Annotated in this window: 17 protein-coding genes; 11 read left to right on the forward strand and 6 right to left on the reverse strand. The window is 68.7% G+C overall.

The window, feature by feature from the left end:
- Window positions 1-15 precede the first annotated feature (15 nt).
- Entirely contained in the window at window positions 16-2,802 is a 2,787-nt protein-coding gene (locus tag ACXAD2_RS10510) for a molybdopterin oxidoreductase family protein (RefSeq protein WP_475169640.1), read from the reverse strand.
- Between the two features lie 119 nt (window positions 2,803-2,921).
- Window positions 2,922-4,142 carry a glycosyltransferase family 4 protein gene (locus tag ACXAD2_RS10515; RefSeq protein WP_475169642.1) on the reverse strand — a complete coding sequence of 407 codons (1,221 nt, stop codon included), beginning with the start codon at window positions 4,140-4,142 and terminating at the stop codon, window positions 2,922-2,924.
- A 308-nt stretch (window positions 4,143-4,450) separates the two neighbouring features.
- Here ACXAD2_RS10515 and ACXAD2_RS10520 point away from each other — a divergent pair, with 308 nt between their 5' ends.
- Together ACXAD2_RS10520 and ACXAD2_RS10525 are read left to right on the forward strand one after the other, a co-directional pair.
- Complete coding sequence (locus tag ACXAD2_RS10520; protein WP_475169644.1) at window positions 4,451-5,845, forward strand: hypothetical protein; 1,395 nt, start codon at window positions 4,451-4,453, stop codon at window positions 5,843-5,845.
- A gap of 22 nt (window positions 5,846-5,867) precedes the next feature.
- Complete coding sequence (locus tag ACXAD2_RS10525; protein ID WP_475169646.1) at window positions 5,868-7,163, forward strand: glycosyltransferase family 4 protein; 1,296 nt, start codon at window positions 5,868-5,870, stop codon at window positions 7,161-7,163.
- On the opposite strand, the gene ACXAD2_RS10530 is transcribed toward ACXAD2_RS10525, so the two are convergent.
- Complete coding sequence (locus tag ACXAD2_RS10530) at window positions 7,075-7,662, reverse strand: serine O-acetyltransferase (RefSeq protein WP_475169648.1); 588 nt, start codon at window positions 7,660-7,662, stop codon at window positions 7,075-7,077. The two genes, ACXAD2_RS10525 and ACXAD2_RS10530, sit on opposite strands and share 89 nt — an antisense overlap.
- A gap of 289 nt (window positions 7,663-7,951) precedes the next feature.
- Between ACXAD2_RS10530 and ACXAD2_RS10535 the strand changes: the two genes are divergently transcribed.
- Genes ACXAD2_RS10535 through ACXAD2_RS10545 form a run of 3 tightly spaced genes read left to right on the forward strand, consistent with a single transcriptional unit; the run spans window position 7,952 to window position 12,293 of the window.
- Complete coding sequence (locus tag ACXAD2_RS10535) at window positions 7,952-9,958, forward strand: acyltransferase family protein (RefSeq protein ID WP_475169650.1); 2,007 nt, start codon at window positions 7,952-7,954, stop codon at window positions 9,956-9,958.
- Window positions 9,955-11,523 (forward strand): GMC oxidoreductase, encoded by a 1,569-nt coding sequence (locus tag ACXAD2_RS10540; RefSeq protein WP_475169654.1) that lies wholly within the window; start codon window positions 9,955-9,957, stop codon window positions 11,521-11,523. The genes ACXAD2_RS10535 and ACXAD2_RS10540 overlap by 4 nt, the downstream gene beginning before the upstream one ends.
- On the forward strand, window positions 11,520-12,293 hold the full coding sequence (locus tag ACXAD2_RS10545) for an SDR family oxidoreductase (protein ID WP_475169656.1): 774 nt from the start codon (window positions 11,520-11,522) through the stop codon (window positions 12,291-12,293). The genes ACXAD2_RS10540 and ACXAD2_RS10545 overlap by 4 nt, the downstream gene beginning before the upstream one ends.
- Here the strand turns inward: ACXAD2_RS10545 and ACXAD2_RS10550 are convergent.
- Complete coding sequence (locus ACXAD2_RS10550; RefSeq protein ID WP_224901940.1) at window positions 12,290-13,054, reverse strand: WecB/TagA/CpsF family glycosyltransferase; 765 nt, start codon at window positions 13,052-13,054, stop codon at window positions 12,290-12,292. The genes ACXAD2_RS10545 and ACXAD2_RS10550 overlap by 4 nt on opposite strands.
- Window positions 13,055-13,391: 337 nt before the next feature.
- Here ACXAD2_RS10550 and ACXAD2_RS10555 point away from each other — a divergent pair, with 337 nt between their 5' ends.
- The 6 genes from ACXAD2_RS10555 to ACXAD2_RS10580 all read left to right on the forward strand — a co-directional run bounded on the left by ACXAD2_RS10555 (window position 13,392) and on the right by ACXAD2_RS10580 (window position 21,198).
- Complete coding sequence (locus ACXAD2_RS10555; protein WP_475169659.1) at window positions 13,392-14,519, forward strand: Gfo/Idh/MocA family protein; 1,128 nt, start codon at window positions 13,392-13,394, stop codon at window positions 14,517-14,519.
- Window positions 14,507-15,505, forward strand: coding sequence for an NAD-dependent epimerase/dehydratase family protein (locus ACXAD2_RS10560; protein ID WP_475169663.1), 999 nt, complete (start codon window positions 14,507-14,509; stop codon window positions 15,503-15,505). The genes ACXAD2_RS10555 and ACXAD2_RS10560 overlap by 13 nt, the downstream gene beginning before the upstream one ends.
- Window positions 15,502-16,710, forward strand: coding sequence for a glycosyltransferase (locus ACXAD2_RS10565; protein WP_475169666.1), 1,209 nt, complete (start codon window positions 15,502-15,504; stop codon window positions 16,708-16,710). The genes ACXAD2_RS10560 and ACXAD2_RS10565 overlap by 4 nt, the downstream gene beginning before the upstream one ends.
- Complete coding sequence (locus ACXAD2_RS10570) at window positions 16,707-17,666, forward strand: glycosyltransferase family 2 protein (protein ID WP_475169668.1); 960 nt, start codon at window positions 16,707-16,709, stop codon at window positions 17,664-17,666. The genes ACXAD2_RS10565 and ACXAD2_RS10570 overlap by 4 nt, the downstream gene beginning before the upstream one ends.
- 11 nt (window positions 17,667-17,677) lie before the next feature.
- Window positions 17,678-19,801 carry an NAD-dependent epimerase/dehydratase family protein gene (locus ACXAD2_RS10575; protein ID WP_475169670.1) on the forward strand — a complete coding sequence of 708 codons (2,124 nt, stop codon included), beginning with the start codon at window positions 17,678-17,680 and terminating at the stop codon, window positions 19,799-19,801.
- Window positions 19,802-20,046: 245 nt separating this feature from the next.
- Window positions 20,047-21,198, forward strand: a complete 1,152-nt coding sequence (locus tag ACXAD2_RS10580) for a CpsD/CapB family tyrosine-protein kinase (RefSeq protein WP_475169672.1) — start codon at window positions 20,047-20,049, stop codon at window positions 21,196-21,198.
- A 93-nt stretch (window positions 21,199-21,291) separates the two neighbouring features.
- On the opposite strand, the gene ACXAD2_RS10585 is transcribed toward ACXAD2_RS10580, so the two are convergent.
- Window positions 21,292-22,602: a GumC family protein gene (locus ACXAD2_RS10585; RefSeq protein ID WP_475169674.1), complete on the reverse strand. Its 1,311-nt coding sequence runs from the start codon at window positions 22,600-22,602 to the stop codon at window positions 21,292-21,294.
- Between the two features lie 221 nt (window positions 22,603-22,823).
- Complete coding sequence (locus tag ACXAD2_RS10590; protein ID WP_475169676.1) at window positions 22,824-23,480, reverse strand: 4'-phosphopantetheinyl transferase family protein; 657 nt, start codon at window positions 23,478-23,480, stop codon at window positions 22,824-22,826.
- Window position 23,481 lies beyond the last annotated feature (1 nt).

Below are 23,481 nucleotides of genomic sequence, written 5' to 3' on the forward strand. Positions count from 1 at the left end.
GTCTAGACGAAGCGCCTAGGCGGGCCGCCAGAGCGGCGGGAAAGCGGGCTGCGCTTCGGGCGGCGGCGGCGTTTTTTCCAGCCGGACGCGCAGGTCGAACCATGCCGCCTGACCGGTGACCGGGTCGGAATTCGACCAGCGAAGGCCATCACCGCGCTCGGGCAGCAGCTCGGGGATCAGGTGATTGAGCAAAAAGCCCTTGGTGGCCTCGGGCGCCGCCGCATCGAGACCCCATGCGCCTTTGCGCTTGCCGATGGCGTTCCACGTCCAGACCACCCCCTCGCTTTGCGCCTCCATGCGGGCGGCGGGCACGGTGATCTCGCCATGGGCGGAGATGACGCGCAGCCAGTCGCCTTCGGAGAGCCCCAGCTCGCGCCACCAGACACCGGGGACATAGAGCGGGTTCACCCCGTGGATCTGCCGCAGCCACGGGTTCTGACTGCCCCAACTGTGGTACATCGCCATCGGCCGCTGGGTGATCGCATGCAGCGGATACTCGGCTGGATCCTCGAAGCCCTCCGAGAGCGGCGCGCTCCACGTCGGCAGAGGCTCCATGGCGGCGGCGATGCGCCGGCGCAGCGCCTCGGGAGGCTGCCGCGCGCCCTGCCCTTCGGCGGCGCGCTGGAAGCGGCGCAGCGGCTCGGACCAGAGCTGCACCAGATAGGGCGCGGGCGTTTCCAGCAGGCCGGTCGCTACCGCCCAGTCCTGATAGGCGCGGTTCCACGGTTTGTAATAGGCGGCCTCGGGCGGCACCGGGATGCCGTGCACGCCGCCCTGCGCGATATAGCTGTCGAGCTGCGCCGCATTGGGTGTGCCGCGCCCGTCCTGCAGCCCGTGCGGCCCCATGCGGAACCCCGCCAGCGGGCCGATGCCGGGCTTGCGCTCGTGGTTGGTGATGTAATCGGCGTAATCGGCATAGACCGGCGCGCCATCCTTCCACATGCCCGGCAGGCCGAGCCGGGCGCCGAGATCCAACAGCACCGACTGGAAGGGCCGCACATCGCGGTCCGGCGTCACCACCGGCCAGCGGATCGCGTCGGCGGCCATATCCGGCTCCGACACCGGGCGGTCGAGCAGCGAGATACAGTCGTGCCGTTCGAGATAGGTGGTGTCGGGCAGGATCAGATCGGCATAGGCGACCATCTCGGACCGATAGGCGTCCGAGTAGATGATGCGCGGGATGAGATAGTCGCCCTCTTCATCCTGCGCGGTCAGCATCTCCATCGTGCCGGCGGTGTTCATCGCCGAGTTCCACGCCATGTTGGACATGTATAGAAAAAACGTGTCGATCCGATAGGGATCGCCCGCCACCGCATTGGCGATGACCATATGCATCATGCCGTGTACCGAAAGCGGCGCCTCCCAGCTGAACGCCTTGTCGATGCGCAGCGGGGCGCCCGTCTCGTCCACCGCCAGATCCTCGGGGCCGAGCGGATAGCCCAGCGGCGGACCGTCCAGCGGCTGGCCGGGGCGGGCCTGCGCATGCGGTCTGGCATGGGCCTCGGGCGGTTTCGGATAGGGAGGCTTGAAGCGGAAGCTGCCCGGCGTCTCCACCGCGCCCAGAAGGCTTTGCAGCAGATGCAGCGCGCGGCAGGTCTGGAACCCATTGGAATGCGCCGAGACGCCGCGCATCGCGTGCATCGCCACCGGCCGTCCCGGCATCGTGCGATGCGCCCGACCGCGAAAATCTGTCCACGGCTGGTCAAGCTCCACCGGGGCCTCGAACGCGGCGCGCGCGAGTTCGGCGGCCAGCCAGCGGATGCGCTCGGCGGGCAGGCCGCAGCGCTCGGCCACGGCCTCGGGCGCGTATTCCGGCACCATGTAGCGCGCCGCGATCATCTGCATCACCGAACGGTGGGTGATCCCGGCGCGGCGCAGATGGCCGGTCAGCTTGGGCTCCACCCCTTCGGCATCCCAAGGCGCGGGGCGGCCGGTCTGGGCGTCGATCACCTGCATCCGCCCCTCGGCGTCGCGCAGAAAGAGGCCGTAGTTTTCGGACTTTGGATCGCAGTCCACCAGCACCGGCGCGTTGGTGAAATGCGCGAGGAACTGCAGGTCGATCCGCCCGGCCCGCAACAGCTCGTGCACCAGCGACAGGATCAGCAGCCCGTCGGTACCGGGGGTGATGCCGACCCACTCGTCGGCGATGGCGCTATAGCCTGAGCGCACCGGGTTGATCGACACCACCTTGGCGCCGCGCGCCTTGAGCTGCGACAGGCCCATCTTGATCGGGTTGCTGTCGTGATCCTCGGCCACGCCAAACAGCAGCAGCAGCTTGGCGTGCTCCCAATCGGGGCTGCCGAACTCCCAAAAGCTGCCGCCCAGCGTGTAGATCCCCGCCGCCGCCATATTGACCGAGCAGAAGCCGCCGTGCGCCGCGTAATTGGGCGTGCCGAACTGCTGTGCCCACCAGCCGGTGAGGCTTTGCGATTGGTCGCGCCCGGTGAAGAAGGCGAGTTTTTCGGGTGCCGTCTCGCGCAGCGGTTTCAGCCAGTCCACGGCGGTCTGCAGCGCCTCCTCCCAGCTGATCTCCTCGAATTCGCCCGATCCGCGCGGACCCACCCGGCGCATCGGCGCGCGCAGCCGCGCCGGAGAGGTGACCTGCTTGAGCCCCGCCGCGCCCTTGGCGCAGAGCACGCCGCGATTGAGGGGATGATCGCGGTTGCCCTCGATATAGACCGGCGCGCCGTCCTTAAGATGCACGTCGATCCCGCAGCGGCAGGCGCACATGTAGCAGGTGGTCTTGCGGATCTCGTCCGAGATCCGCGGAGAAGTGTCGAGCTGCCGTTCGGTCTGCGCCATGCGGATCCAAGCTGCGGGTAAAATGCGTTGCCTGACACGACGCTAGGGCACAGCCCCCTGTCCTGACCAGAACTTTCCCGATCACCGATCCGCGACCGGCGAAGCGGCGCCCGAAGCGCTCAGCCGGCGGCGAGCGCGGCGCCCGCCGCCTCGGAGGGCGCGGTCTGCGAAACGCCCTGTCTGCGGGCCACCTGTTCCTGCAAAAGCTCGGCAACGCGCGCGCCCCATGCGTCCCAGTTCAGCCGCTGCTCGTATTCGGCGCGGGTGCTGCGCGTCAGATCCGCGTAGCGGCCGGGCGCATCGAGACAGCCGAGGATCCGCGCTACGAACTCTTCGGCGCCACTGCCCGGCGGCAGCGCAAAGCCGTTGATCCCATCGCGCACCGGCACGCCGCCGATGCGCAGGCACAGCGAGGGCACGCCATGCGCCGACGCCTCGCAGAAGGCGAACCCGTAGCTTTCGAAGCTCGGCATCACCACGAAATGGGCGCGGGCGTAGAGCTGCTGGAACAGCTCCGCCTGCGCGGGCACGGATTTGTCGAGCTGCGGGTGCACCTCCACATGCGGCGGGGCGCTGCCTTCGGGCGGCACGCAGCCGATCACCGTCAACCTCGCGTCGATGCCACGTGCGCGCAGCAGCGCGGTCACCTCGAGCGCCAGCGGCCCGCCCTTGGCCCACCAGTTGCGCCCGACCAGCAGCAAATGCACCGGTTTCGAGCGCGAGATCGCCCGCGGCGCCGGAGCCGGTGGCGGCGCAATATTGGCCCCCCAAGGCACCAGCTGCGCCTTGTCGTCGAGCAGGCCATAGCGCGCCTGCGCCGCGTCCATCAGCCATTGCGACGGCCAGAGCAGTAGGTCGGCGCGGCGAAAGACATCGGCCTCGGCACGCTCGACCCAAGCGTCGAACAGCCGCCCGCCGGGGATCAGCCCGGGGTGGGCCTGCCCGATCTCCGAGCAGCGGTAGACGCTATGCGTGGCATCGGAGGTATAGGCGACGGTCATCGGATAGGGCAGCCGCAGGTCTTTCAGCGCCTGAAACGCATAGGCCCCGAAGAGCACATCGAAACGCTCGCGCCGCAGCGCCGCCTCGATATTGCGCGCCACCACCGACGACAGCGCCATCTGTGCCCGCCAGCGCAAACGCAGGCTGAGAGCGTCGGGCAGGCGCAGGATCGCGCGGCGCAGCGGTTCGGCGGCGCCCCAGCCGGTGGGCAGGATGGTCACCTCTCCGGCGTGGTCGCGCAGCGCATCGTGAATCCGCGCGTTGCCGCCGGAATAGAGGTTCCGGTCGAGCGGCGAGAAATCACTCAGATAGGCGATCTTGAGAGCGCGTTGGGCCATGGGTCTCGTTCTACACGTCAGCCGGATATCCCCCAAATCCTGAGCGAACAATCGGGCGTTACCGCGGCGCTATGGGAACAATCCGGTGACTTTTGCCGAGATTGAATAAACCCCGGCGCCGCAAAACACCTCCCCCCGGCCCAAGCTCCGCCATGATTGTGCCAATTCTGCCAGCTAGAGCAGGGCAAGGCCCCGGTGGCAGGCGACAGCGCCACGCGGGACTGATATGTTGAGCGGATGGTCTTGCGGCATGGGGGTGCCGCCCGTCCCTGTCCAGAGTAAGCGTTTCACGAGCATCGCGACCCGGTATGCCCAACCCTCTTGCCTTTCTGATGCTGGCGCTTTGGCCGATCGTGACGATCGTGCTGTTCCGCCGCATGCCGCCCGACCGGGCGCTGATCCTGGCATTGCTGGTGGGCTATCTGTTCCTGCCCGAGCCGCCGGCGGTCTTCGACCTGCCGATGTTCCCGCCGCTGACCAAGCACAATATCCCGGCGCTCGCCGCCTTTGCCTTTTGCCTCTGGCGCTATGGCATGCCCGGCGGGCTGCTGCCGCAGTCGATTGTGGGGAAGGTGCTGCTGATCACCTATGTGCTCTCGCCGGTGATGACCGTGGTGACCAACACCGAGCCGGTGTTCTTCGGCCAGATCGGCCTGCCGGGGCTGGGCATCAAGGACGCGGTGGCGCTGGTGCTGCAACAGTTCCTGATCGTCTTGCCCTTCCTGCTGGCGCGGCAGTTCCTCGTGCAGGGCGGCTCGCAGCGGCGGCTTCTGGTGGCGCTGATCTGGGGCGGGGTGGTCTATACGCTGCCGATGCTGATCGAGCTGCGCATGTCACCGCAGCTGAACAACTGGGTCTACGGCTATTATCAGCACCTCTTTGCCCAATCTGTGCGCTCTGACGGCTACCGGCCCGTGGTGTTCCTCTACCATGGGCTCTGGGTCGCCTTCTTCATGATGACCGCCACCGTCTCGGCCTGGGCGCTGTGGCGGACCGAGCGCAACGGCAAGATGCTGATGATCGCGCTGTGGCTGACGCTGATTCTCGTGCTGGCGAAATCGCTGGGGGCGCTGATCTTTGCCATCGTGCTGATCCCCTCGGTGCTGTTCCTGAGCCGCTTGGGGCAAATCCGCGTCGCCATCCTGATCGGCATGGTGGCGATCACCTACCCGGTGATGAAGGGCACGCATCTGATCCCCGAAGAGCGCCTGCTCACCCAGATCGCCAAGATCGATCAGGAACGCGCCTATTCGCTCGACTTCCGCTTCGACAATGAAAACACGCTGCTCGAGCGCGCCTACGAGAAACCCGTCTTCGGCTGGGGAAGCTGGGGGCGCAACCACATCCTCGATCCGGTCAGCGGCAATATCCTGACGGTGACCGACGGGCGCTGGATCATCGTCATCGGCGTCTATGGCTGGGTCGGTTTCCTTGCCGAGTTCGGGCTGATCCTGCTGCCGCTGATCCTGCTCTGGCGCGAAAGCACCGCCGCGAACGAGGATATCATCACCCCCTTCATCGCACCCTTGTCGCTGCTGCTGGCGATCAACCTGTCGGACATGGTGCCCAATGCCACGCTCACGCCGCTCACATGGCTCGTCGCAGGCTCGCTCACCGGCTATGCCGAGGCGCTGCGCGCCGGGCGGCTGAACCGCGCTTCGGTCGAGCGGGCCCGCGCCCTTAAATGGCAGTCCATTCTCTGACCTGATGCCCAAGCTCCCTGTGATGTCCTCCTCCCGCAAACCCCGTGTTCTGGCCATCGCCGAGGCCGCCAACCCCGAGTGGGTCAGCGTGCCGCTGGTCGGCTGGTCGCTGGCAGATGCGCTGCGCGAGGTGGCCGAGGTGCATCTGGTCACGCAGGTGCGCAACCGCGAGGCACTGCTGCGCGCCGGGCTGACCGAGGGCCGCGAGTTCACCGCGATCGACTCCGAAGCCTTCGCCCGCCCGATGTGGAAGCTCGCCGAGGCTCTGCGCATGGGCGAGGGCAAGGGCTGGACCATGGTGCAGGCGATCAGCGCGCTGAGCTATCCTTGGTTCGAGCGGCTGGTCTGGCAGCGCTTCGGCGCCGAGATCACCGCGGGCGAGTGGGACATCGTGCACCGCATCACCCCGCTCAGCCCCACCACCGCCTCGCCGCTGGCCGGGCGCTGCGCCGGGGCGGGCGTGCCCTTCGTGCTTGGGCCTCTGAACGGCGGCGTGCCATGGCCCAAGGGATTCGACGCCGAGCGGCGGCGCGAGCGCGAATGGCTGAGCTACCTGCGCGGCGCCTATAAGCTGATGCCCGGACGCGGCGCCACGCTGCGCCACGCCAGCGCGATCCTCGCCGGCTCGCGGCACACCGCCTCGGAAGTGCCCGCGCGCCATGCAGGCAAGCTGGTCTACCTGCCCGAAAACGCCATCGACCCCGCGCGGTTCAACAAGCGCGCCACCCCCGCGCCGGGCCCGCTGCGCGCGGCATTCGTCGGTCGGCTGGTGCCCTACAAAGGGCCGGATATGCTGCTCGAGGCCGCCGCGCCGCTGCTGCGCGACGGGCGCATGGTGCTCGAGATGATCGGCGACGGGCCGATGCGCGCCACACTCGAAGCGCAGGCGGCGGATCTGGGCATCGCCCATGCGGTCACCTTCCACGGCTGGCTCGATCACCGCGCGGTGCAGGATGTGCTCTGCCGCTGCCACCTGCTGCCCTTCCCCTCGATCCGCGAGTTCGGCGGCGGTGTCGTGCTCGAAGCGATGACACTGGGGGTGGTGCCGATGGTGGTGGATTACGCCGGCCCGGGCGAGTTGGTCACGCCCGGCACCGGCTTCAAGCTGCCCTGCGAGGATCGCGCCGGGATCGTCGCCGGATTTGCCGCCGCGCTGGGGCGGCTGGCGCGCGATCCCTCGGCACTGCCCACCATGGCCGATGCGGCGCGCGCGCGTGTCGAGCAGAGCTTCACATGGAGCCGGAAGGCGCAGCAGATGGCGCAGGTTTATGAGTGGGTTCTGCAGGGGGGCCCGGGTGCGCCGCCGGATCTCCTGTGACCGCCTCGGGCTGCCACGAGATGATCCGCGCCGGAACCCCGGCCACCACGGCCCCGGCGGGCACATCGCGGGTGACCACCGCATTGGCGCCGATCACCGCGTGATCGCCCACGGTCAGCGGACCGATCAGCTTGGCCCCCGCGCCCACGTCCACATGCCCGCCCAGCGTCACCGCCCCGGCCAGCGTGACCTGATGAAAAAGCAGGCAGTTGACCCCGATCACCGCGTCCGAATGCACCACGATGCCCTGCGGATGCGGCATCCGCAGGCCGCCACCGATCTCGGTGCCCAGATGAATCTCGCATTGCGTGACGACCGACCAGACTCGGTGCACCAGCACCCAGTATTTCGACCCCAGCTTGCCAAACACCCCGCCGCGGGCCCGCGCGGCGCTGTAACGGCGGATGGCGCGCAGCAGCTTCTGCCCCGGATCCCAGACCCCGCGCAGGTCCTCGCGCGTCCAGTCCGGCACCTGCGCCGAAATCCTCTCACCTGCCATGACGGCCCTACCCCACTCAAACGCCACAGGTCTGCCCGACCAGCCGACATTCTTGCCCTCGGCTCGCAGTTTCGCAACACTTATGAGGCTAGGATACCCCAAGCCGCCTTTTCCTTTGCAGCCCGGACAGCGCCGCCCTTATAGTTGGCGCTGTGTTCATGCGGGGCTCATGCGGGGGCGTGAGGCGAGTATGTCATTGTCGAGACCCGGTTTTCTCATGTCAGAACCCGCCCCACTTTCCAATGCTGCACCGCCCGGATCGGGCGCGCCACAGCCGCTGCACTCTCCGATGCCCTACCGCCCCGACATCGACGGGCTGCGTGCCGTCGCGGTGCTGGCGGTGGTGCTTTATCACTTCGGACTGCCGTGGCTCGGCGGCGGCTTCACCGGCGTCGACGTGTTCTTCGTGATCTCGGGCTTTCTGATCGGCGGCATCCTCTGGCGCGAGCATGAGGCCGAGGGGCGCATCCGCCTCGGCGCCTTTTACCTGCGCCGCTTCCGCCGCCTCGCCCCGGCCTTCTTTGCCATGGCGCTGGTCACCGCCGCGCTTGGCGCCGCGCTGCTGCTGCCCTTCGAGTTCCGCGAGTTCGGCAAGTCGCTGATCGCCGCCACGGTCTATCTGTCGAACGTGCTTTTCTACAAACAGGCGGGCTATTTCGACACGGGCGCCGAGATGAAGCCGCTGCTGCACACGTGGTCTCTGGCGGTCGAAGAGCAGTTCTATCTTTTCCTGCCGCTGCTGATCGCGCTGCTGTCGCGGCATCGCCAACTGCTGCTGATGGCGCTGGTGGCGGTCTGGGGCGCCTCTCTGGTCTCGTCGATACTTGCCACGCCCAGCCATCCCGGCGCGGCCTTCTACCTCTTCCCGTTCCGCGCGTGGGAGCTTTTGTCGGGCGTGCTTCTGGCGATCTGGGGGCTGGAGACCGGGCAGGTCTGGCGCGGCCGCGCGGCGCGCAGCTGGGCCGGGCTGGCGCTGATCGCCATAAGCGTGACGCTGATCCCGGCGGGGCCGATGTTCCCCGGTCTGCTCGCCCTGCCGCCGGTGCTGGGCACGGTGTTGCTGATCGCCAATGGCACCGGCGCAAACCCGGTCAACCGCGCGCTGTCGCACCCGGTGGCGCTGTTCTTCGGACGCATCTCCTACTCGCTCTACCTCTGGCACTGGCCGGTTGTGACGCTCTCGCTCTACCTGCGCGGCAGCTACAGCGGCCCGCTCGAGGCCGCCGCATGGATCGCGCTGTCGATGGTACTTGCGTGGCTCTCCTGGCGGTTCATCGAAATGCCCGTCCGCCGCGCCCGCCTCGCCCCGCCGCTGGTCTTCGGCGGCACGGCGCTGGCCTCGGCGGCGGCGCTGGCGGTGGGCGGCTGGCTCTACCTCGGCAACGGGCTGGCAGAGCGGTTCGGCCCATCGGTGCGCCCGCATATCGCCGCCTCGGCGGATTTCCTGCAGGACTGGAGCCGCTGCACCACCCCCGAAAGCGGCCCGCTCATGGGGATCGAGACCTGCCCGATCGGCCCGGAGGGCGCGCCGCAGGTGCTGGTCTGGGGCGACAGCCATGCGCGCGCCTTCAAAGAGGGGCTCGATCTGGCCGCGCATGAGGCCAATGTGCCCGGTCTGATCATCTGGCGCGCGGGCTGTCCGCCGCTCTTTGGCCTGCGCAAAAGCGAGAGCTTCGCCACCCCGGCGCGGAACCACGCCTGCACGCAGGCCAATCTGCAGATCCGTCAGGCGCTGCCCAGCCTAAGCAGCCTGCAGCGCGTGGCGCTGATCGGACGCTGGACCTATTACGCCCATGGCAGCGGCATCGGCCTCGACGCGGGCAATAGGATCACCGTCACCCCCAGCGATGCGCCGACCCCCGCCGGGGTGCCGCAGGCAAGCATCCTCGCCGAGGCGGAGCGCACCACCGTCGCCGAGCTGCGCGACCTCGTGCCCGAGGTTGTGGTGCTGCGCCAGCCGCCCGAGATCCCCGGCTATGACAGCCGCCTCGCCGCGCGCGAGGCCGCCCATGCGGGCTGGCCGCTGGCCAAGACCCCGGTCACCGCGCCGGACGTGCCGCGCAGCGCTCTGGCGCAGCGCAGCGCCGAGGCGGAAGCGCCGTGGCGCGCCATGGCCGAGGCCGGACAGATCCGCTGGATCGACACATGGCCGCGCTTCTGCGACGCCGAGGCTTGCCACGCGCTGCACGATGGGCAGGGCTGGTATTTCGACACCAACCACATCACCAACTCTGCCGCGCTGGCGCTGCGCGATCTCTTTGGCCCTATCTTCGGCACCAAGGTGGCCGGGCTGTGAGCCATCCGCTGACCGAAACGCTCTGGGATGCCGTGGTCATCGGCACCGGCATCGGCGGCGGCACGCTGGGGCGGGCCTTGGCCGAGGCGGGGCAGAAGGTGCTGTTTGTCGAACGCGGCCCCGCCGGGCCGCGCAGCGCCCGCAACGGCCTGTCCGAGGTGTTCATCCCCGAGGCGCGGCTGGCGCGCGGGCTCTGGCCCGAACCGCTGCACGCCACGGTGGACGGGGTGGAAAGCGCCTTCTACGCCCCGCTCGGGGCCGGGCCGGGGGGCAGTTCGGTGTTCTACGCCGCCACGCTGGAACGGCCCGAGCGGCATGATCTCGACGATCTGCCCGGCCTGCCCCATCCGGCGGGCGGCTGGCCGGTGGGCTTTGACGCCATGCGCCCGTGGTACGACCGCGCCGCGGGGCTCTACCATATCCACGGCACTCCCGATCCGCTCTCGCCCGAGCCGCCTCTGCCGCTGGAAGTGCCGCCGCCGCTCACCAGCACCGAAGAGGCGCTGATGGAGGCGCTGCAGCGCGCCGGGCTGCATCCCTATCACGCCCATACCGCCATCGCGCGCACGCCCGATTGCCTTGGCTGCCTTGGCACCAAATGCCCGCGCCACTGCAAGATGGACGGGCGCTCTGCCGGGGTCGAACCGGCGCTGAAGACCGGCAACGCCATGCTGCTGGACCGGGCCGAGGTGACGCGGCTGCTGGGGGCAGGCGACACGGTCGAAGGTGTGGAACTGCGCCGCGACGGCGAGACCCTTGTGGTCCGCGCCCGCAGCTACGTGCTGGCCGCCGGGGCGCTCAACTCGCCGCGCCTGCTGCTGGCCTCGGCCTGCGAGGCATGGCCCGAGGGGGCGACCAACGGCTCGGGCCTCGTCGGGCGCAACCTGATGTTCCACCTCAACGAGATGTTTGCGCTCTGGCCGCCGCGCGGCACGCCCGACGCCGGGGCGACCAAGGCGATCTCGCTGCGCGATCTCTACCACGCGGGGGGCACGCGCATGGGCACGGTGCAGGCCATGGGCATCCGCGCCTCTTACGGCGAGATTGTCTTTTACCTCAACCGGATGCTGGCCCGCTCAAGGCTGCGCCACCTGCCCGGCGCGGCGCAGTTGACCCGCCTGCCCGCCGCCATTGCCGCGCAGATGTTCGGTCACGCGCAGATCTTTGTCGGCCTGCTCGAGGACCTGCCCTATCCTGAAAACCGCGTGACCTATGATCCGGCGCAGCCGCAGCGCCTGTCGATCGACTACACGCTGCACCCCGAACTGCTGCAGCGCCGCCGCGCGTTTCGCCGCGCCATCAGTCGTGCCCTGAAAGGCCAGCGGCGCGCGTTTCTCGGCGTCTCGCCAGAGCTGAACTTCGGGCATCCCTCGGGCACGCTGCGGTTCGGCACCGACCCGGCCCGCTCGGTGCTGGATGCCGAGTGCCGCGCCCATGGGCTGCGCAACCTGCGCGTGGCCGATGCGTCTTTCATGCCCAGCTCGATGGGGGTGAACCCCTCGCTGACCATCGCCGCCAACGCCCTGCGGGTGGCCAACTCGCTGCTCAAGGAACCCCGCCGATGACCCAGCTTCGCCCCTCCGAAGGCATCGCCGTGATCACCGGCGCCGGATCCGGCCTTGGCCGCGCCATGGCGATCGAGCTGACCCGCCGCGGCTTTACCGTCGCGGGCCTTGGCCGCCGCCGCGCCGCGCTGGAGGAAACCCGCGCCCGTGCCGAGCCGGGGCGGTTCCACCTTTTTGCCTGCGATGTCTCGAACCCGTCAGAGGTCGATCAGGCCTTCGCCCGCATCCGCGCCGAGCTTGGGCCGGTGGTCTTGCTGATCAACAACGCCGCCAGCTATCCGCGCCGCGATATCCTCGACGAAAGCGCGACGAGCTTCATGCAGACGATCGCCACCAACCTTGGCGGCACCATCGCCTGCAGCCGCGCCGCGCTGCAGGACATGGTGGAGAGCGGGCGCGGACGCATTCTCAACGTCGCCACCTTCGCCGATCTCGCGCCGCTGCCCGCGGCCTCGGCCTATTCCGTCTCCAAGGGCGCGGCGCGCATCTTCACCCGCGCGCTGATTGCCGATCTGTCGGACCGTTTCCCGCAGATCGTTATCGGCGACTGGATGCCCGGCATGCTGGACACGGCGATGGGCATTCCGGATGGGATCGCGCCCGAGCAGGCGGCGCGCTGGGGCGTGGCCTTGGCGCTCGACGCCGATCCGGCGCTGACCGGCGCTGTGTTCGAGATGGACCGCGAAGTGCTGCCGCCGCGCGGCCTGAAGGGCAAGCTGAAGGATGCGCTGCGTTTTCAAAGGCGCCGCCCGCGCCGGATCACGCCCTAGGCCTGTTTCGAAAACAGCCGCAGCAGCAGCGCGCGCACAGTCTGCCCCGGTACGATCGCAAGGCAGCGCAGGTAACGCAGGCCCAGCCGCCGCGGATTGCTTGCCGCGCGCCACAGCCATTCCAGCGCCATCTGCCGGGTCCATTCCGGGGCCCGCGCCTGCGTTCCGGCAAAGAAATCCAGCCCCGCGCCGATCCCGGCAAAGCCGACACCGGGCGCAAGCCGCCGTCCCGCCGCGCCAAAGATTTCCTGCTTGGGCGCGCCCAGCGCGACAAAGCACAGGCCCGCACCGGCAGCGGTGATCTCATCGAAGACCGCCTCGGCCTCGGGCCCTTCGGGATCGAATCCCATGGGCGGCGAGATCATTGCGACGACGCTCAGGTCCCGCACCTCGCGTTCGAGGAAGCTCTTGGCGCGCGACAGCGCCGCAGGCGTGCTGCCGACAAGCGCCACGCCGACGCCCAGCCGCGCGGCGATCCGCGCCAGCGGCAGGATCGCATCCGAGCCCGGGATCAGCTCGACCGGACGCCCCGCAAGCCGCGACATCCAGACGATGGGATTGCCGTCGGCCACAACGAAATCCTGCGCCGCATAGGCGGCACGGAACGGCGCCGATGTGCGCAGTTTCACAAGATGATCGAGGTTGATCGTCGCCAGCGCAAAGCCCTGACGCTGGGCGAGCCTTTCGGTCACCCGCGCCTGCAGCGCGGCCCAGGTCGGCACGTTGACCGCCACCCGGTATCCGGCAATCTTGAATTCCATGCGCGGATCCATCGGCGCGTCTTTTCCCCTTTGGCCCGGGCTTGGGTCTCACCTCTGCTCCCGGCGCGAACCCTGCCGCAAGCCGCATGGGTATCCTAGTTGCCGGTGCCAATTTGCCCGCGACCGTGGCCGCCGTGCCGCACCCGCAAAGCAAATCCGCCGATTTCCCGGCAAAGCGGCAAACTCTCCTGCAACGCGCCGAATTTCGGTCAAATTTCTCTGGTGAATGACCGTGACGTCGTTTTCATGATCCGTAACCAGGTTGCCGAATGATGCTGTTTCCCGTCCCCCGCCCCGCGCCATGCGCCGGTGCGCCCCGCCGCTTGGCAGGGTGCCGATGACGGGACAGATCGCCCTTCTCGGCTGCGGCTTCGTGGCGGATCTCTACCTGCGCTCGCTGCAGGCGATGGCGGGCATCACCGTGCACTCGGTGCATGACCGCGACGCCGCCCGCCTGAGCCGTTTCTGCGCCCATTGGCAGCTGCGCGCCGAGCCGGACCTGCAGGCCTTCATAAGCGCCCTGCCCGCCGACTGCATCGTGCTCAACCTGACCAACCCGGCAGAGCATTACGCGCTGAACCGGCGGCTGCTGGAGGCCGGGCACCACGTCTATTGCGAAAAGCCCCTCGCCATGGAGATCGAACAGGCGCGCGCCTTGCACGCATTGGCCGCAGAGCGGGCCGTGATGCTGGCCTCGGCGCCCTGTTCGGTGCTGGGCGAGGCGGCGCAGACGCTGGGCCACGCGCTGCGCAAGGGCACCGCAGGCACGCCGCGCGCGATCTATGCCGAGCTTGACGACGGTTTCATCCCACAGGCGCCCTATCAGGGCTGGACCAGCGAGAGCGGCGCGCCATGGCCCTATGAGGACGAGTTCCGTGTCGGCTGCACGCTGGAACATGCGGGCTATTACCTGACGTGGCTGATCGGCTGGTTCGGCACGGTGCGCAAGGTTGTCGCCGCCTCCGCCGAAGTGCTGCCCGATAAGGCGGGCCTCGGCCCGACCGCGCCCGACCTTTCGGTGGCCACGCTGTTCTTCGAGAACGGCCCGGTGACCCGGCTCACCTGCTCGATCGTCGCCAGCCATGGCCACGGCATCCGCATCTTCGGCGACCGCGGCGTGCTCAGTTGCGATGCCTCGTGGGACAATGCCGCCAAAGTGAAATTCGCCAGGCGCGGCAGCCTGCGGCGGCGGCTGGTGGAAAGCCCCTTCCCGCGTCGCATCCGGCTGAAACAGCCCACCCACCCCAAGGTGAAACGCTGGGGCGCGGCGGCGATGAATTTCATGCTTGGCCCCGCCGAGATGCTGGACGCGCTGCGCGAGAACCGTCCGTGCCGCCTGTCGTCGGATTTCGCGCTGCATCTGACCGAGGTCACGCTGGCGATCCAGAATGCCGGCGAAGACGCGGGCGCGCAGGTGATGACCACGCGCTGCGCACCGCTGGAGCCGATGCCATGGGCGCGCTGAGCGGCCAGAGCGTGGGCGCGGGCACCGCGCGCATCCTGCTCACCGGCGCCACCGGCTTCGTCGGGCGCGCGGTGCTGGCCGAGGCGCGCGCGCAGGGGGTCGAGGTGGTCGCGGTGCTGCGCGCGGCCCCGCCCGAGGGCTGGGCGCAGATGAAAGGCGTCACGCTCTGCCGCGCCGATCTGTCGGACCCCGCCTGCGTTGCGGCGCTGCGCAAGGCCGCCGAGGGCTGCAGCGCGGTGATCCATGCCGCCGCGCATCTGGGCGGCGATGCCGAGGCGGTCGAGACAGCCACCATCGACGGCACGCGGCATCTGCTACAGGCGCTCGACGGGCTGCCGCTGCACCTCGTGCTGGTCAGTTCCATCGTCGTCTACGACACGGCGCGGCTCTCCCCCGGCGACGCGGTGACCGAGAAGCTGCCGCTCGAGGCCATGCAGACCGCGCGCGATCCCTATGTCGCGGGCAAGCTGGCACAGGAGGATCTCTGCCGCGCCTCCGGTCTGCCGCTGTGGATCCTGCGCCCCGGCACGATCTTTGGCGAGGGGCGCACGTGGAACGCCCATATTGGCCCGGCGCTGGGGCCGCTGCTGATCCGCGTCGGCACCAAAGGCGAGCTGCCCTTGGCCCATGTCGGCCATGTGGCCAAGCGACTGCTGCAGGCGGCGCGCCGCGCGCCCGGTGCCACGCAGGTGCTCAATATCGTCGACCCCGACCGTCCCGACCGCACCCGCTTTCTACGCGCCCATGCGGGGTCGGGCTGGCCCAAGCTGGTGCTGCCGCTGCCGTGGCCGCTGTGGCTGGCGGCGGCGCGGATCCTGTCGCCGCTCGGGGCGCATCTGCCGGGACTGCTGCGCGTCGCACCGCTGAAGGCGCGGATGATGCCCCTGCGCTACCCGGACCGCGCGCTTGTGTCGGCGCTTGGCCCGCTCTCGCTGCCCCGGTTTGAGACGCTGATGGCCCGCGCACTGCAGGAGGGCCGCGAATGAGCCGCCCCAAGCTGGCCTATCTCACCGGCGAATACCCCCGCGCGTCGGATACGTTCATCCAACGCGAGGTGGCGGCGCTGCGCGCCATGGGTCACGAGGTGCTGACCTGCTCGATCCGCACCACCGGGGCCGAGCACCTGGTCGGCCCAGAGCAGCGCGCCGAACATGCCCAAACCTTCAAGGTGCTCGATGCCTGCCGCGCGCCGCTGTGGCTGCTGCGCGCCCATGCCCGCTGGCTGCGCAGCCCTTCGCGCTACCTGCGCGCGCTGGCGCTGGCATGGCAGACGGCCCCCAAGGGTCTGAAGGGCCGCGCCTACAACCTCATCTATTTCGCCGAGGCGGGCGTGCTCGCCGACCATCTGGCAGCGGCGGGCGTGCAGCATCTGCACAATCATATCGCCAAGGCCTCCTGCACCGTCGCCATGCTGGCCTCCGAGCTTTCGGGCATCCCCTACAGCTTCACCATCCACGGCCCCGACATCTTCTTTGAGCCGCACCATTGGCGCATCGACGAAAAGACCCGCCGCGCCCGGTTTGTCGCCTGCATCAGCGCCTATTGCCGCGCGCAACTGATGTGTTTCGCCGATGCCGCCGACTGGCCCAAGCTGCGGATCGTGCATTGCGGCATCGACCCCGAGCGCTATGCCCCCGCCGCGCAGAGCGGGCAGAGCCTGCTCTTCGTCGGGCGGCTCGCCGGGGTGAAGGGCGTGCCGGTGCTGCTGCGCGCGCTGGCGGATCTCGCCCCGCGCCATCCCGACCTGCGGCTGCGGCTGATCGGCGACGGGCCCGAACGCGCAGCGCTCGAACGCAAGGCCGCCGAGCTGGGCCTTGCAGAGCGCGTGGCGTTCCTTGGCTACCGCTCGCAGGCCGAGGTCGCCGAGGCGCTGAGCGCCGCCGACATCTTCGTGCTGCCAAGCTTCGCCGAAGGGGTGCCGGTGGTGCTGATGGAGGCAATGGCGGCGCAGCTTCCCGTGGTCACCACCCGCATCGCCGGGGTGCCGGAACTGGTTGAGCACGGCGCAAGCGGCCTGCTGGTGCCGCCCGGAGAGGCGGGCGCATTGGCCGCCGCGCTAGGCAGCCTGCTGAGCGATCCCGACGCGCGCCGCCGCATGGGCGCCGCGGGCCGCGCCAAGGTGATCGCCGAGTTCGATATCAAAACCGAGGCCGCCAAGCTCTCGGCCCTCTTCAGCGAGGGCGCGGCATGAGCGAGGTGGACGTGGTTCTCATCGGCCGCAACGAGGGCGCGCGGCTGGTCGCGGCGCTTGCCTCGGTGCAGGGACAGGCGCGGCAGTTGGTCTATGTGGACAGCGGCTCGACCGATGGCAGCGTCGAGGCCGCGCGCAAAGCCGGGGCAATCGTCATTCAGCTCGACCTTTCCACGCCCTTCACCGCCGCCCGCGCCCGCAACGCGGGATATGCCGCGCTGGACGATCCGCAGCTGGTGCAATTCATCGACGGCGATTGCGCGCTTGTGCCCGGCTACCTGCAGGCCGCCCGTGCCCATCTGCAGGCCAACCCGCAGATCGGCATGGTCACCGGCTGGCGCTCGGAAATTCACCGCGATGCCAGCCTCTACAACCAGCTCTGCGACGTGGAATGGCGCCGCCCGGCGGGCGAGATCCTCGCCTGTGGCGGCGACATGATGGTGCGTGCCGAGGCTTTTGCCGAGGTCGGCGGCTTCGATCCCACGGTGATCGCCGCCGAGGATGACGAGTTCTGTACCCGCCTGCGCAAGGCCGGATGGACGCTCGAACGCATCCCCCACGAGATGACCCGCCACGACGCCGCGATGACCCGCTTCTCGCAATGGTGGCGCCGCGCCGTGCGCACCGGCCACGGCTTTGCGCAGGTCGGCCATCTACACCCCGAGTATTTCACCACAGAGCGCAAGCGCGCGCTGGTCTATGCGCTTGGCCTGCCGCTGCTGCTCCTGCTCGGCCTGCTGACCGTCGGGCCGCTGGCGCTGCTGCTGCTCGCCGCCTATCCGCTCAACTGGGCCCGCACCGCGCGCGGCCTGCGCCGCGAGGGGCTGCCTGCCCCCGAGGCGCGCCGCCACGCGCTGCTGCTAACCCTTTCGAAGTTTCCCAATCTCGTCGGCATGGCCACCTACCATTGGCGGCGCCTGCGGCAGGCCCCGATGCGCCTGATCGAGTATAAGTAAGGACCCCCGCCATGCCCCAACCTTGGTCAAAGCCGCAACCCATTCGCGTCGGCCTCATCGGCGCAGGCTATATCGCAAGCTGGCACGCCGATGCGCTGGCCGCGACCGAGGACGCCGTAGTGGCCGCTGTCTGCGACCTCTCGCAGCCCGCCGCCGAGGGGCTGGCGCTGCCGCATGGCGCGCAGGTCTTCGGCACCGTCGAGGCGATGATCGAAAGCGGTGCCTGCGACGCGGTGCATATCCTCACCCCGCCGCATCTGCATGCCGCCTTGGCGCAGCAATGCCTGAAGGCCGGGCTGCATGTGCTGGTGGAAAAGCCGGTGGCGGTGAGCCTTGAGGAAACCCGCGCCATCGCCGCCGCTGCCGAGGCGGCGGGCAAACGCTTTCACCCCGGGCACAACTTCCTTGGCCTGCCCTCTTATGTGCGGATGAAAGAGGCGCTGCGTGCGGGCGATTATGGCCGCGTCTCGCAGGCCGAGATCAGCTGGGCGCTGCCGCTGGCGCCGCTGCGCTCGGGGCCGTTCAACCTGTGGCTGCTGCGCGAGCCCAAGAACCTGCTGCTGGAACTGGGGCCGCATCCCTTCGCCTTTGCCGTCGATCTCTTCGGCCCGCTCGAGGTGCTCTATGCTGAGGCCACGAAACCCGTCCCGCTGCCCGGCGATGATCCGCGCCCGCAGGGCTTCCGCATCTTCGCGCGCGCCGGCGGTGTTGAGATCACCTTCAGCCTGTCGATGGTCGAGACGGTCGATGACCGCTCGGTCACCCTGCGCGGCTCCTCGGGGCGGGCGCGGCTTGACTATGCGGCCGACACGCTGGTGGTGGACCGCGAGAACGCCTCGGACCTCATCGTGAACCCGTTGCGCAGGCAGATGGACCTCGGCTGGCAGCATCTGCGCGAGGGCCTCCGCAACGCCGCCGTGCAGACCGCATCGCTGAACCAGAAAGGCCCCTATGCGCAAAGCTTCCGGGGCATGTGCGCGGCGGTCTATGGCGCGCTGGCGCGGGGCAAGCCGCAGGACGCCCGCTTTTCCGCCGAGAGCGCGGTGCAGGTGATGCAGGCCATCGACGCCGCCATCGCCAAGCTGCCGCCCGAGGCGCTGGAGGTGAAGGCCCCCGCCGTGCAGAGCCGCAAGCCGCAGCCCACCGCCATGGTGATCGGTGGCACCGGCTTCATCGGGCGCGCGCTGACCCGCAAACTGGTGGCAGCGGGCCACGACGTGCGGGTGCTGTCGCGCGGCCGCCACGGCCCCTTCCCCGATCTGCCCGATCAGGTGGAAACGGTGGGCGTCTCGCTGCATGATCTCGATGCGCTGACCGAGGCGATGCAGGGCATCGACGTGGTCTACAACCTTGCCCGCTCGCTGGAAAAGACATGGGCCGAGGCGCTGGTGAACGACGTCGGTGTCGCCACCCGCATCGCCATGGCCTGCGGGAAAGCCGAGGTGAAGCGCCTCGTCTACACCGGCACGATCGCCAGCTACGACATGTCCGATCCGGGCGTGCAGATCACCGAAGAGACCCGCTTTCCCGAGGATATGTCGGACCGCAATCTCTACGCCCGCTCCAAGGCCGAATGCGAACGGCAGTTGATGAAGCTGCACCGCGAGCGCGGCCTGCCCATCACCATCGCCCGCCCCGGCATCGTGGTCGGCCATGGCGGGCCGCTGCAGCACTGGGGCATCGGGCGCTGGCATGGCGCGGGCGCGGTGCGCATCTGGGGACCGGGCAAGAACATCCTGCCCTTCGTGCTGATCGACGATGTCGCCGAGGGGCTGATGCGGATGGGCGAACATCCCGGCGCGGTGGGCGAAAGCTTCAACCTCGTGGGCGAGCCGATGCTGAGCGCCCGCGACTATTTTGACGCGATCCACGAAACGCTGGGCGCGCGCATCCGCGTCAGTTCGGGCAACCTCAACGTCTTCTATGCCAGCGACGCGGTGAAATACGGGCTGAAGAAATACGCGCTGCGCAAGCGCGGGCTGGTGCGCCCCTCGCGCGCCGACTGGCAAAGCCGGGCGCATTTTTCGCCGTTCGTCAACGACAAGCCCAAGCGGGTGCTCGGCTGGCAGCCCGAGGCGGATCGCGCCGCCTTCCTTGAAAAGGCGATCACGCAGGCCAATCTCTTTGGCTTCTAGGCACGCCGAGTTGGACAGGCGGGGCTGCCACGGATCGTGAACAATCCCCGCAATTTCACCTCATTCTTGACCGAATCGAATGGTGTTCTGGGGGCGAAGGTAAATATCGAGTGCGCGCGCCGGGGCCCAGCGGCCCCAGCGAGACAAGGCAGGACAAAGAGCGGTATGGTTCCACGGCAGGTGCGAGACGCGCCGCCGGAACGGATCCGGCAGCGCCCCTGCCCGTGCGGTGCGGAGAGACGAGTATGGTAGAACGCCGGAGATTCCGCCGTCGGAAGCGGAGCGAAGAGACGCCGGAGGATCCCCCGATCCTTCCGCTCGAGCGCCGTGAAGAGCGTCTCGCCCGCCGCCGTGCCGACCGCGACGCCGAAGAGGCCCGTGCCGCCGCGCAGGACCGGGCGCGCCATCAGGCCGAAGAGGCCGAACGCCTACAGGCCACAAGAGAACGGGCCGCGAGGGAGCAGGCCGCGCAAGAGCAGGCCGAACGCGAGCAAGCCGAGATGGAGGCCGCGCGGCGCGAGCTTGCCAGCCTTCGGACTCCTGCCGCTGCGCCCGCTGCCGCTGCCGAACAGCTTGCCCCCGCTCAGCCCGTTCCGCCCGCCGCGCCCGCTGCGGAGGCACCGGCCCGCCCGCCGCGCCGCGCCGTCACCCGGCGGCCGGCACCGCAGGCCACGCTGCTGTGGGATCAGCTTCCGGTCTTCGAGATCGACAGCGATCATCTCGAACGCAACCGCATCATCACCGCCAACCGCGAAGATCCGGCCCATGCGGCCTTTGACGTGCTGCGCACGCGGCTGACGCAGGCGCTGGCCGAAAACGGCTGGACCCGCGTCGGCATCACCTCGCCCAGCAAGGGATGCGGCAAGACCTTCACCGCCGCCAACCTCGCGATCAGCCTGTCGCGGCAGGAGGGTCTGCGCGCCATGCTGATGGACCTCGACCTGCGCAACCCGTCGCTGCATAAGGCGATGGGCGTCCGCGCCCCCGGCTGCATGGGTGCGCTGCTGCGCGGCGCGATCTCGCCCGAGGCGCATCTGATGCGCATGGGCGAGAACCACATCCACGCCGGGCACGACATCGCCTTTGGCTTCAACGAGGTGATCGAGCCCTATGCCGCCGAACTGCTGAACGCTCCGGCCACCGCCGAAGTGCTGACCTCGATCGAGGCGCGGCTGCAGCCGGACGTGATGCTCTTCGATCTGCCGCCCGCGCTTTACTATGACGACGTGCTGGCCTTCCGCCCGCAGATCGACGGCGTGCTGCTGGTGGTCGGCGGTGGCATCACCACCGAGCGCGAGATTCGCGAGGTCGAGCGCAGGCTCGGCACGTCGACGCCGCTGCTGGGGATGGTGCTGAACAAGGCCGAGGGCACGGAGCTCAAGAAATACCAGTACTGAGCGCGCCGCGCTGCGTGCACGGACCCAACGAAAAAGAGCCGGGCGATCTCTCGCCCGGCTCTTTTCACATCCATAAACTCAATCCTGGGCAGATCAGGCCCCGACGCGCGGCAGAAACCGCTCGATCAGCGGCAGCCGGTCGCCCAGCACGCGCAGGAGGCCAAAGATCAGCGCCGCCAAGGCCAGCAGCAGTGCCACGATCCCCAGCCCCTTGCGGCGGCGGTCGCGGCGGGTCTTCACCGGCGGGATCGCCACCACAGGCTGCACGCCCAGCACCCGCTCCATCTGGCTGGCGGTGCGCAGCGCGGGGTTCATCATCTCGGCGACAAAGCCGGTGATCAGCCCGGCAAAGAGGCTGGCCACGGCACCCACGGCCACCAGCTTGCGGCGGCTCTTCGAGGCCGCGACCTCGGGCACCAGCGCCGTTTCCAGCACTTCGAAACGGTCCGACTGCTGACGATCTTCCAGCATCTGGCCCATCTCGGCATCCGCCTTGCGGCGGGTGATGACGCTATATTGGTCCTGCAACTGGGTGCGCTCGCGCTCCAGCCCGTTGAGCGTGCGCTCAACCTCGGGCGCGCGGCGGATGGTGTCCTCAAGCGAGGCGATGCGCGCGGTGATCAGCTGCTTCTGCTCTTGCAGCAGCGCCAGCTGACGGGTCAGCACGTCTTCGCGCTGCCGCGAGGAATTGGCGTCGAGCGCAACGATGTCCCGGTCGAGATCGAGCTTGTTGTCCTCCAGCGTCGCCAGTTGGTCCCGCATCGCGGCAAGTCCCGACGGCAGCGCCTCGGAGTTCTTCTGCTTGAAGTCGGCAATACGGGCATCCATCGCCTCGATCTGCGTCTCGACCCGCGCTTCTTCGGCCTCGAAAAAGGCCAGCGCGTCACGGGCGCGCGTTTCGCTGCGGTTGCGCGACTGGTCGATCACCGACTGCATCAGCTCATTCGCCAGATCGGCAGCCTTCTGCGCATCATCAAGGCGCACGGTGATCATCAGCCCCGACGGCATGCGCGGCTGGCCGTAAGCCGGGTTGCCCGACTGGATCTCTTCGATCGTGGCGGCCTTGCGCATGTTAAACACGCGCTCGTTCACCGTCATATTGGGGATGTTGCTGAACAGGTTATGCTTTTCCATGATCCGCACGAGGTTGTCGCGCGACATGATCCGCTGCTCGATCAGCTGCACCCGGCGCGAGGCATCCTCGGACACGGTGGCGGGGTTGGTGGTGGTGGGCGCGACCTGCGCGTCTTCGATCTGAACCACTGCCGTCGCTTCATAGAGCTTGGGCTGATTCAGCGCGAAGAACACGGAAATCCCGGTGCCCAGAACGAACACCAGAAAGATCAGGCCGAAGCGGCGGCGCAGTGCGGACAACACTTCGTCAAACGATTGGAACTGGTTCATAAACTACACTCCCGCAAAGCGCCCCCGCTGTGCTCGAAAAGCGGCGCCGCGCGCTGGCCGTAACACATGGGACCCAGCAACAAATACGCCTCTTTCACGTCACAAATTACCGAAGACGCCCCGTTTATGCCATGTTTAAAGAATGCGTTTTGGGAAACACTTCGTGTCCAGAACCGGGATCGCGAACACATTTCGGTCATAAAGCGAGGGATTTCCGCGCATCAGCCGTGCGAAACGGCGCATACGGACAGAATGAGGCCCAATTCGGCGATCTGAAGCATTGGAAATAGGGTGCCGCGCCCTAGCCCCATTTCCGCCACCATTCGCATCCGAGGATCAGGGAGCAGCGATTCCATCGCCTCGAATCCGAACAAGCTGCGAGTCAGCGGGTATTGCGCCTTATAGGCGGCTTCCTTGGCGCTGAAGATCCGCACCCCGGCGCGTTCGAAAGGCAGCGGGCTGAGGCGGGAAAGCTCGGGCACGCTGGCAATCGCCGGAATGAGCCGCGGCTCCATCGGCGCATCAAGCTCGAGGTCGATGCCAAGCGCGCGCCAGTCTTGCGCCCGCGCCGCCATCGCAAGGCAGATGCCCCCGGCATGGGTGATGCTGGCCACCACCCCGTCGGGCCAGACCGGCGCGCGGTCCTCGGCCTTGGGGATCGCCTGATCCGGCAGGCCAAGCTGACGCAGGGCCGCCCGCGCCGCGAGCCGCCCTCCCGCGAACTCCGCCCGCCTTGCAGGCACCGCGCGGGACATCGCCTCGCGCTCGACGGGGTAAAGCTCCGGCAGATCTTCGGTCGGCTCCGAGACCGCCCAGACCACCCCCTCGGGCAGCGCCGCGCGGGTCAGCAGGTCGCGAAGATCGGCGGCCCCAGCCATC

Source organism: Salipiger sp. ABN3_019 (assembly GCF_056158605.1).

Bases quoted from the DNA above. Each gene is read 5' to 3' on its own strand.
- ACXAD2_RS10560 (WP_475169663.1), top strand. From the start codon at position 14,507: ATGGGCGCGCTGAGCGGCCAGAGCGTGGGCGCGGGCACCGCGCGCATC.
- ACXAD2_RS10565 (WP_475169666.1), top strand. From the start codon at position 15,502: ATGAGCCGCCCCAAGCTGGCCTATCTCACCGGCGAATACCCCCGCGCG.
- ACXAD2_RS10520 (WP_475169644.1), top strand. From the start codon at position 4,451: ATGCCCAACCCTCTTGCCTTTCTGATGCTGGCGCTTTGGCCGATCGTG.
- ACXAD2_RS10585 (WP_475169674.1), bottom strand. From the start codon at position 22,602: ATGAACCAGTTCCAATCGTTTGACGAAGTGTTGTCCGCACTGCGCCGC.
- ACXAD2_RS10555 (WP_475169659.1), top strand. From the start codon at position 13,392: ATGACGGGACAGATCGCCCTTCTCGGCTGCGGCTTCGTGGCGGATCTC.
- ACXAD2_RS10530 (WP_475169648.1), bottom strand. From the start codon at position 7,662: ATGGCAGGTGAGAGGATTTCGGCGCAGGTGCCGGACTGGACGCGCGAG.
- ACXAD2_RS10525 (WP_475169646.1), top strand. From the start codon at position 5,868: ATGTCCTCCTCCCGCAAACCCCGTGTTCTGGCCATCGCCGAGGCCGCC.
- ACXAD2_RS10550 (WP_224901940.1), bottom strand. From the start codon at position 13,054: ATGGAATTCAAGATTGCCGGATACCGGGTGGCGGTCAACGTGCCGACC.
- ACXAD2_RS10515 (WP_475169642.1), bottom strand. From the start codon at position 4,142: ATGGCCCAACGCGCTCTCAAGATCGCCTATCTGAGTGATTTCTCGCCG.
- ACXAD2_RS10570 (WP_475169668.1), top strand. From the start codon at position 16,707: ATGAGCGAGGTGGACGTGGTTCTCATCGGCCGCAACGAGGGCGCGCGG.
- ACXAD2_RS10575 (WP_475169670.1), top strand. From the start codon at position 17,678: ATGCCCCAACCTTGGTCAAAGCCGCAACCCATTCGCGTCGGCCTCATC.
- ACXAD2_RS10535 (WP_475169650.1), top strand. From the start codon at position 7,952: ATGCCCTACCGCCCCGACATCGACGGGCTGCGTGCCGTCGCGGTGCTG.
- ACXAD2_RS10590 (WP_475169676.1), bottom strand. From the start codon at position 23,480: ATGGCTGGGGCCGCCGATCTTCGCGACCTGCTGACCCGCGCGGCGCTG.
- ACXAD2_RS10510 (WP_475169640.1), bottom strand. From the start codon at position 2,802: ATGGCGCAGACCGAACGGCAGCTCGACACTTCTCCGCGGATCTCGGAC.
- ACXAD2_RS10545 (WP_475169656.1), top strand. From the start codon at position 11,520: ATGACCCAGCTTCGCCCCTCCGAAGGCATCGCCGTGATCACCGGCGCC.
- ACXAD2_RS10580 (WP_475169672.1), top strand. From the start codon at position 20,047: ATGGTAGAACGCCGGAGATTCCGCCGTCGGAAGCGGAGCGAAGAGACG.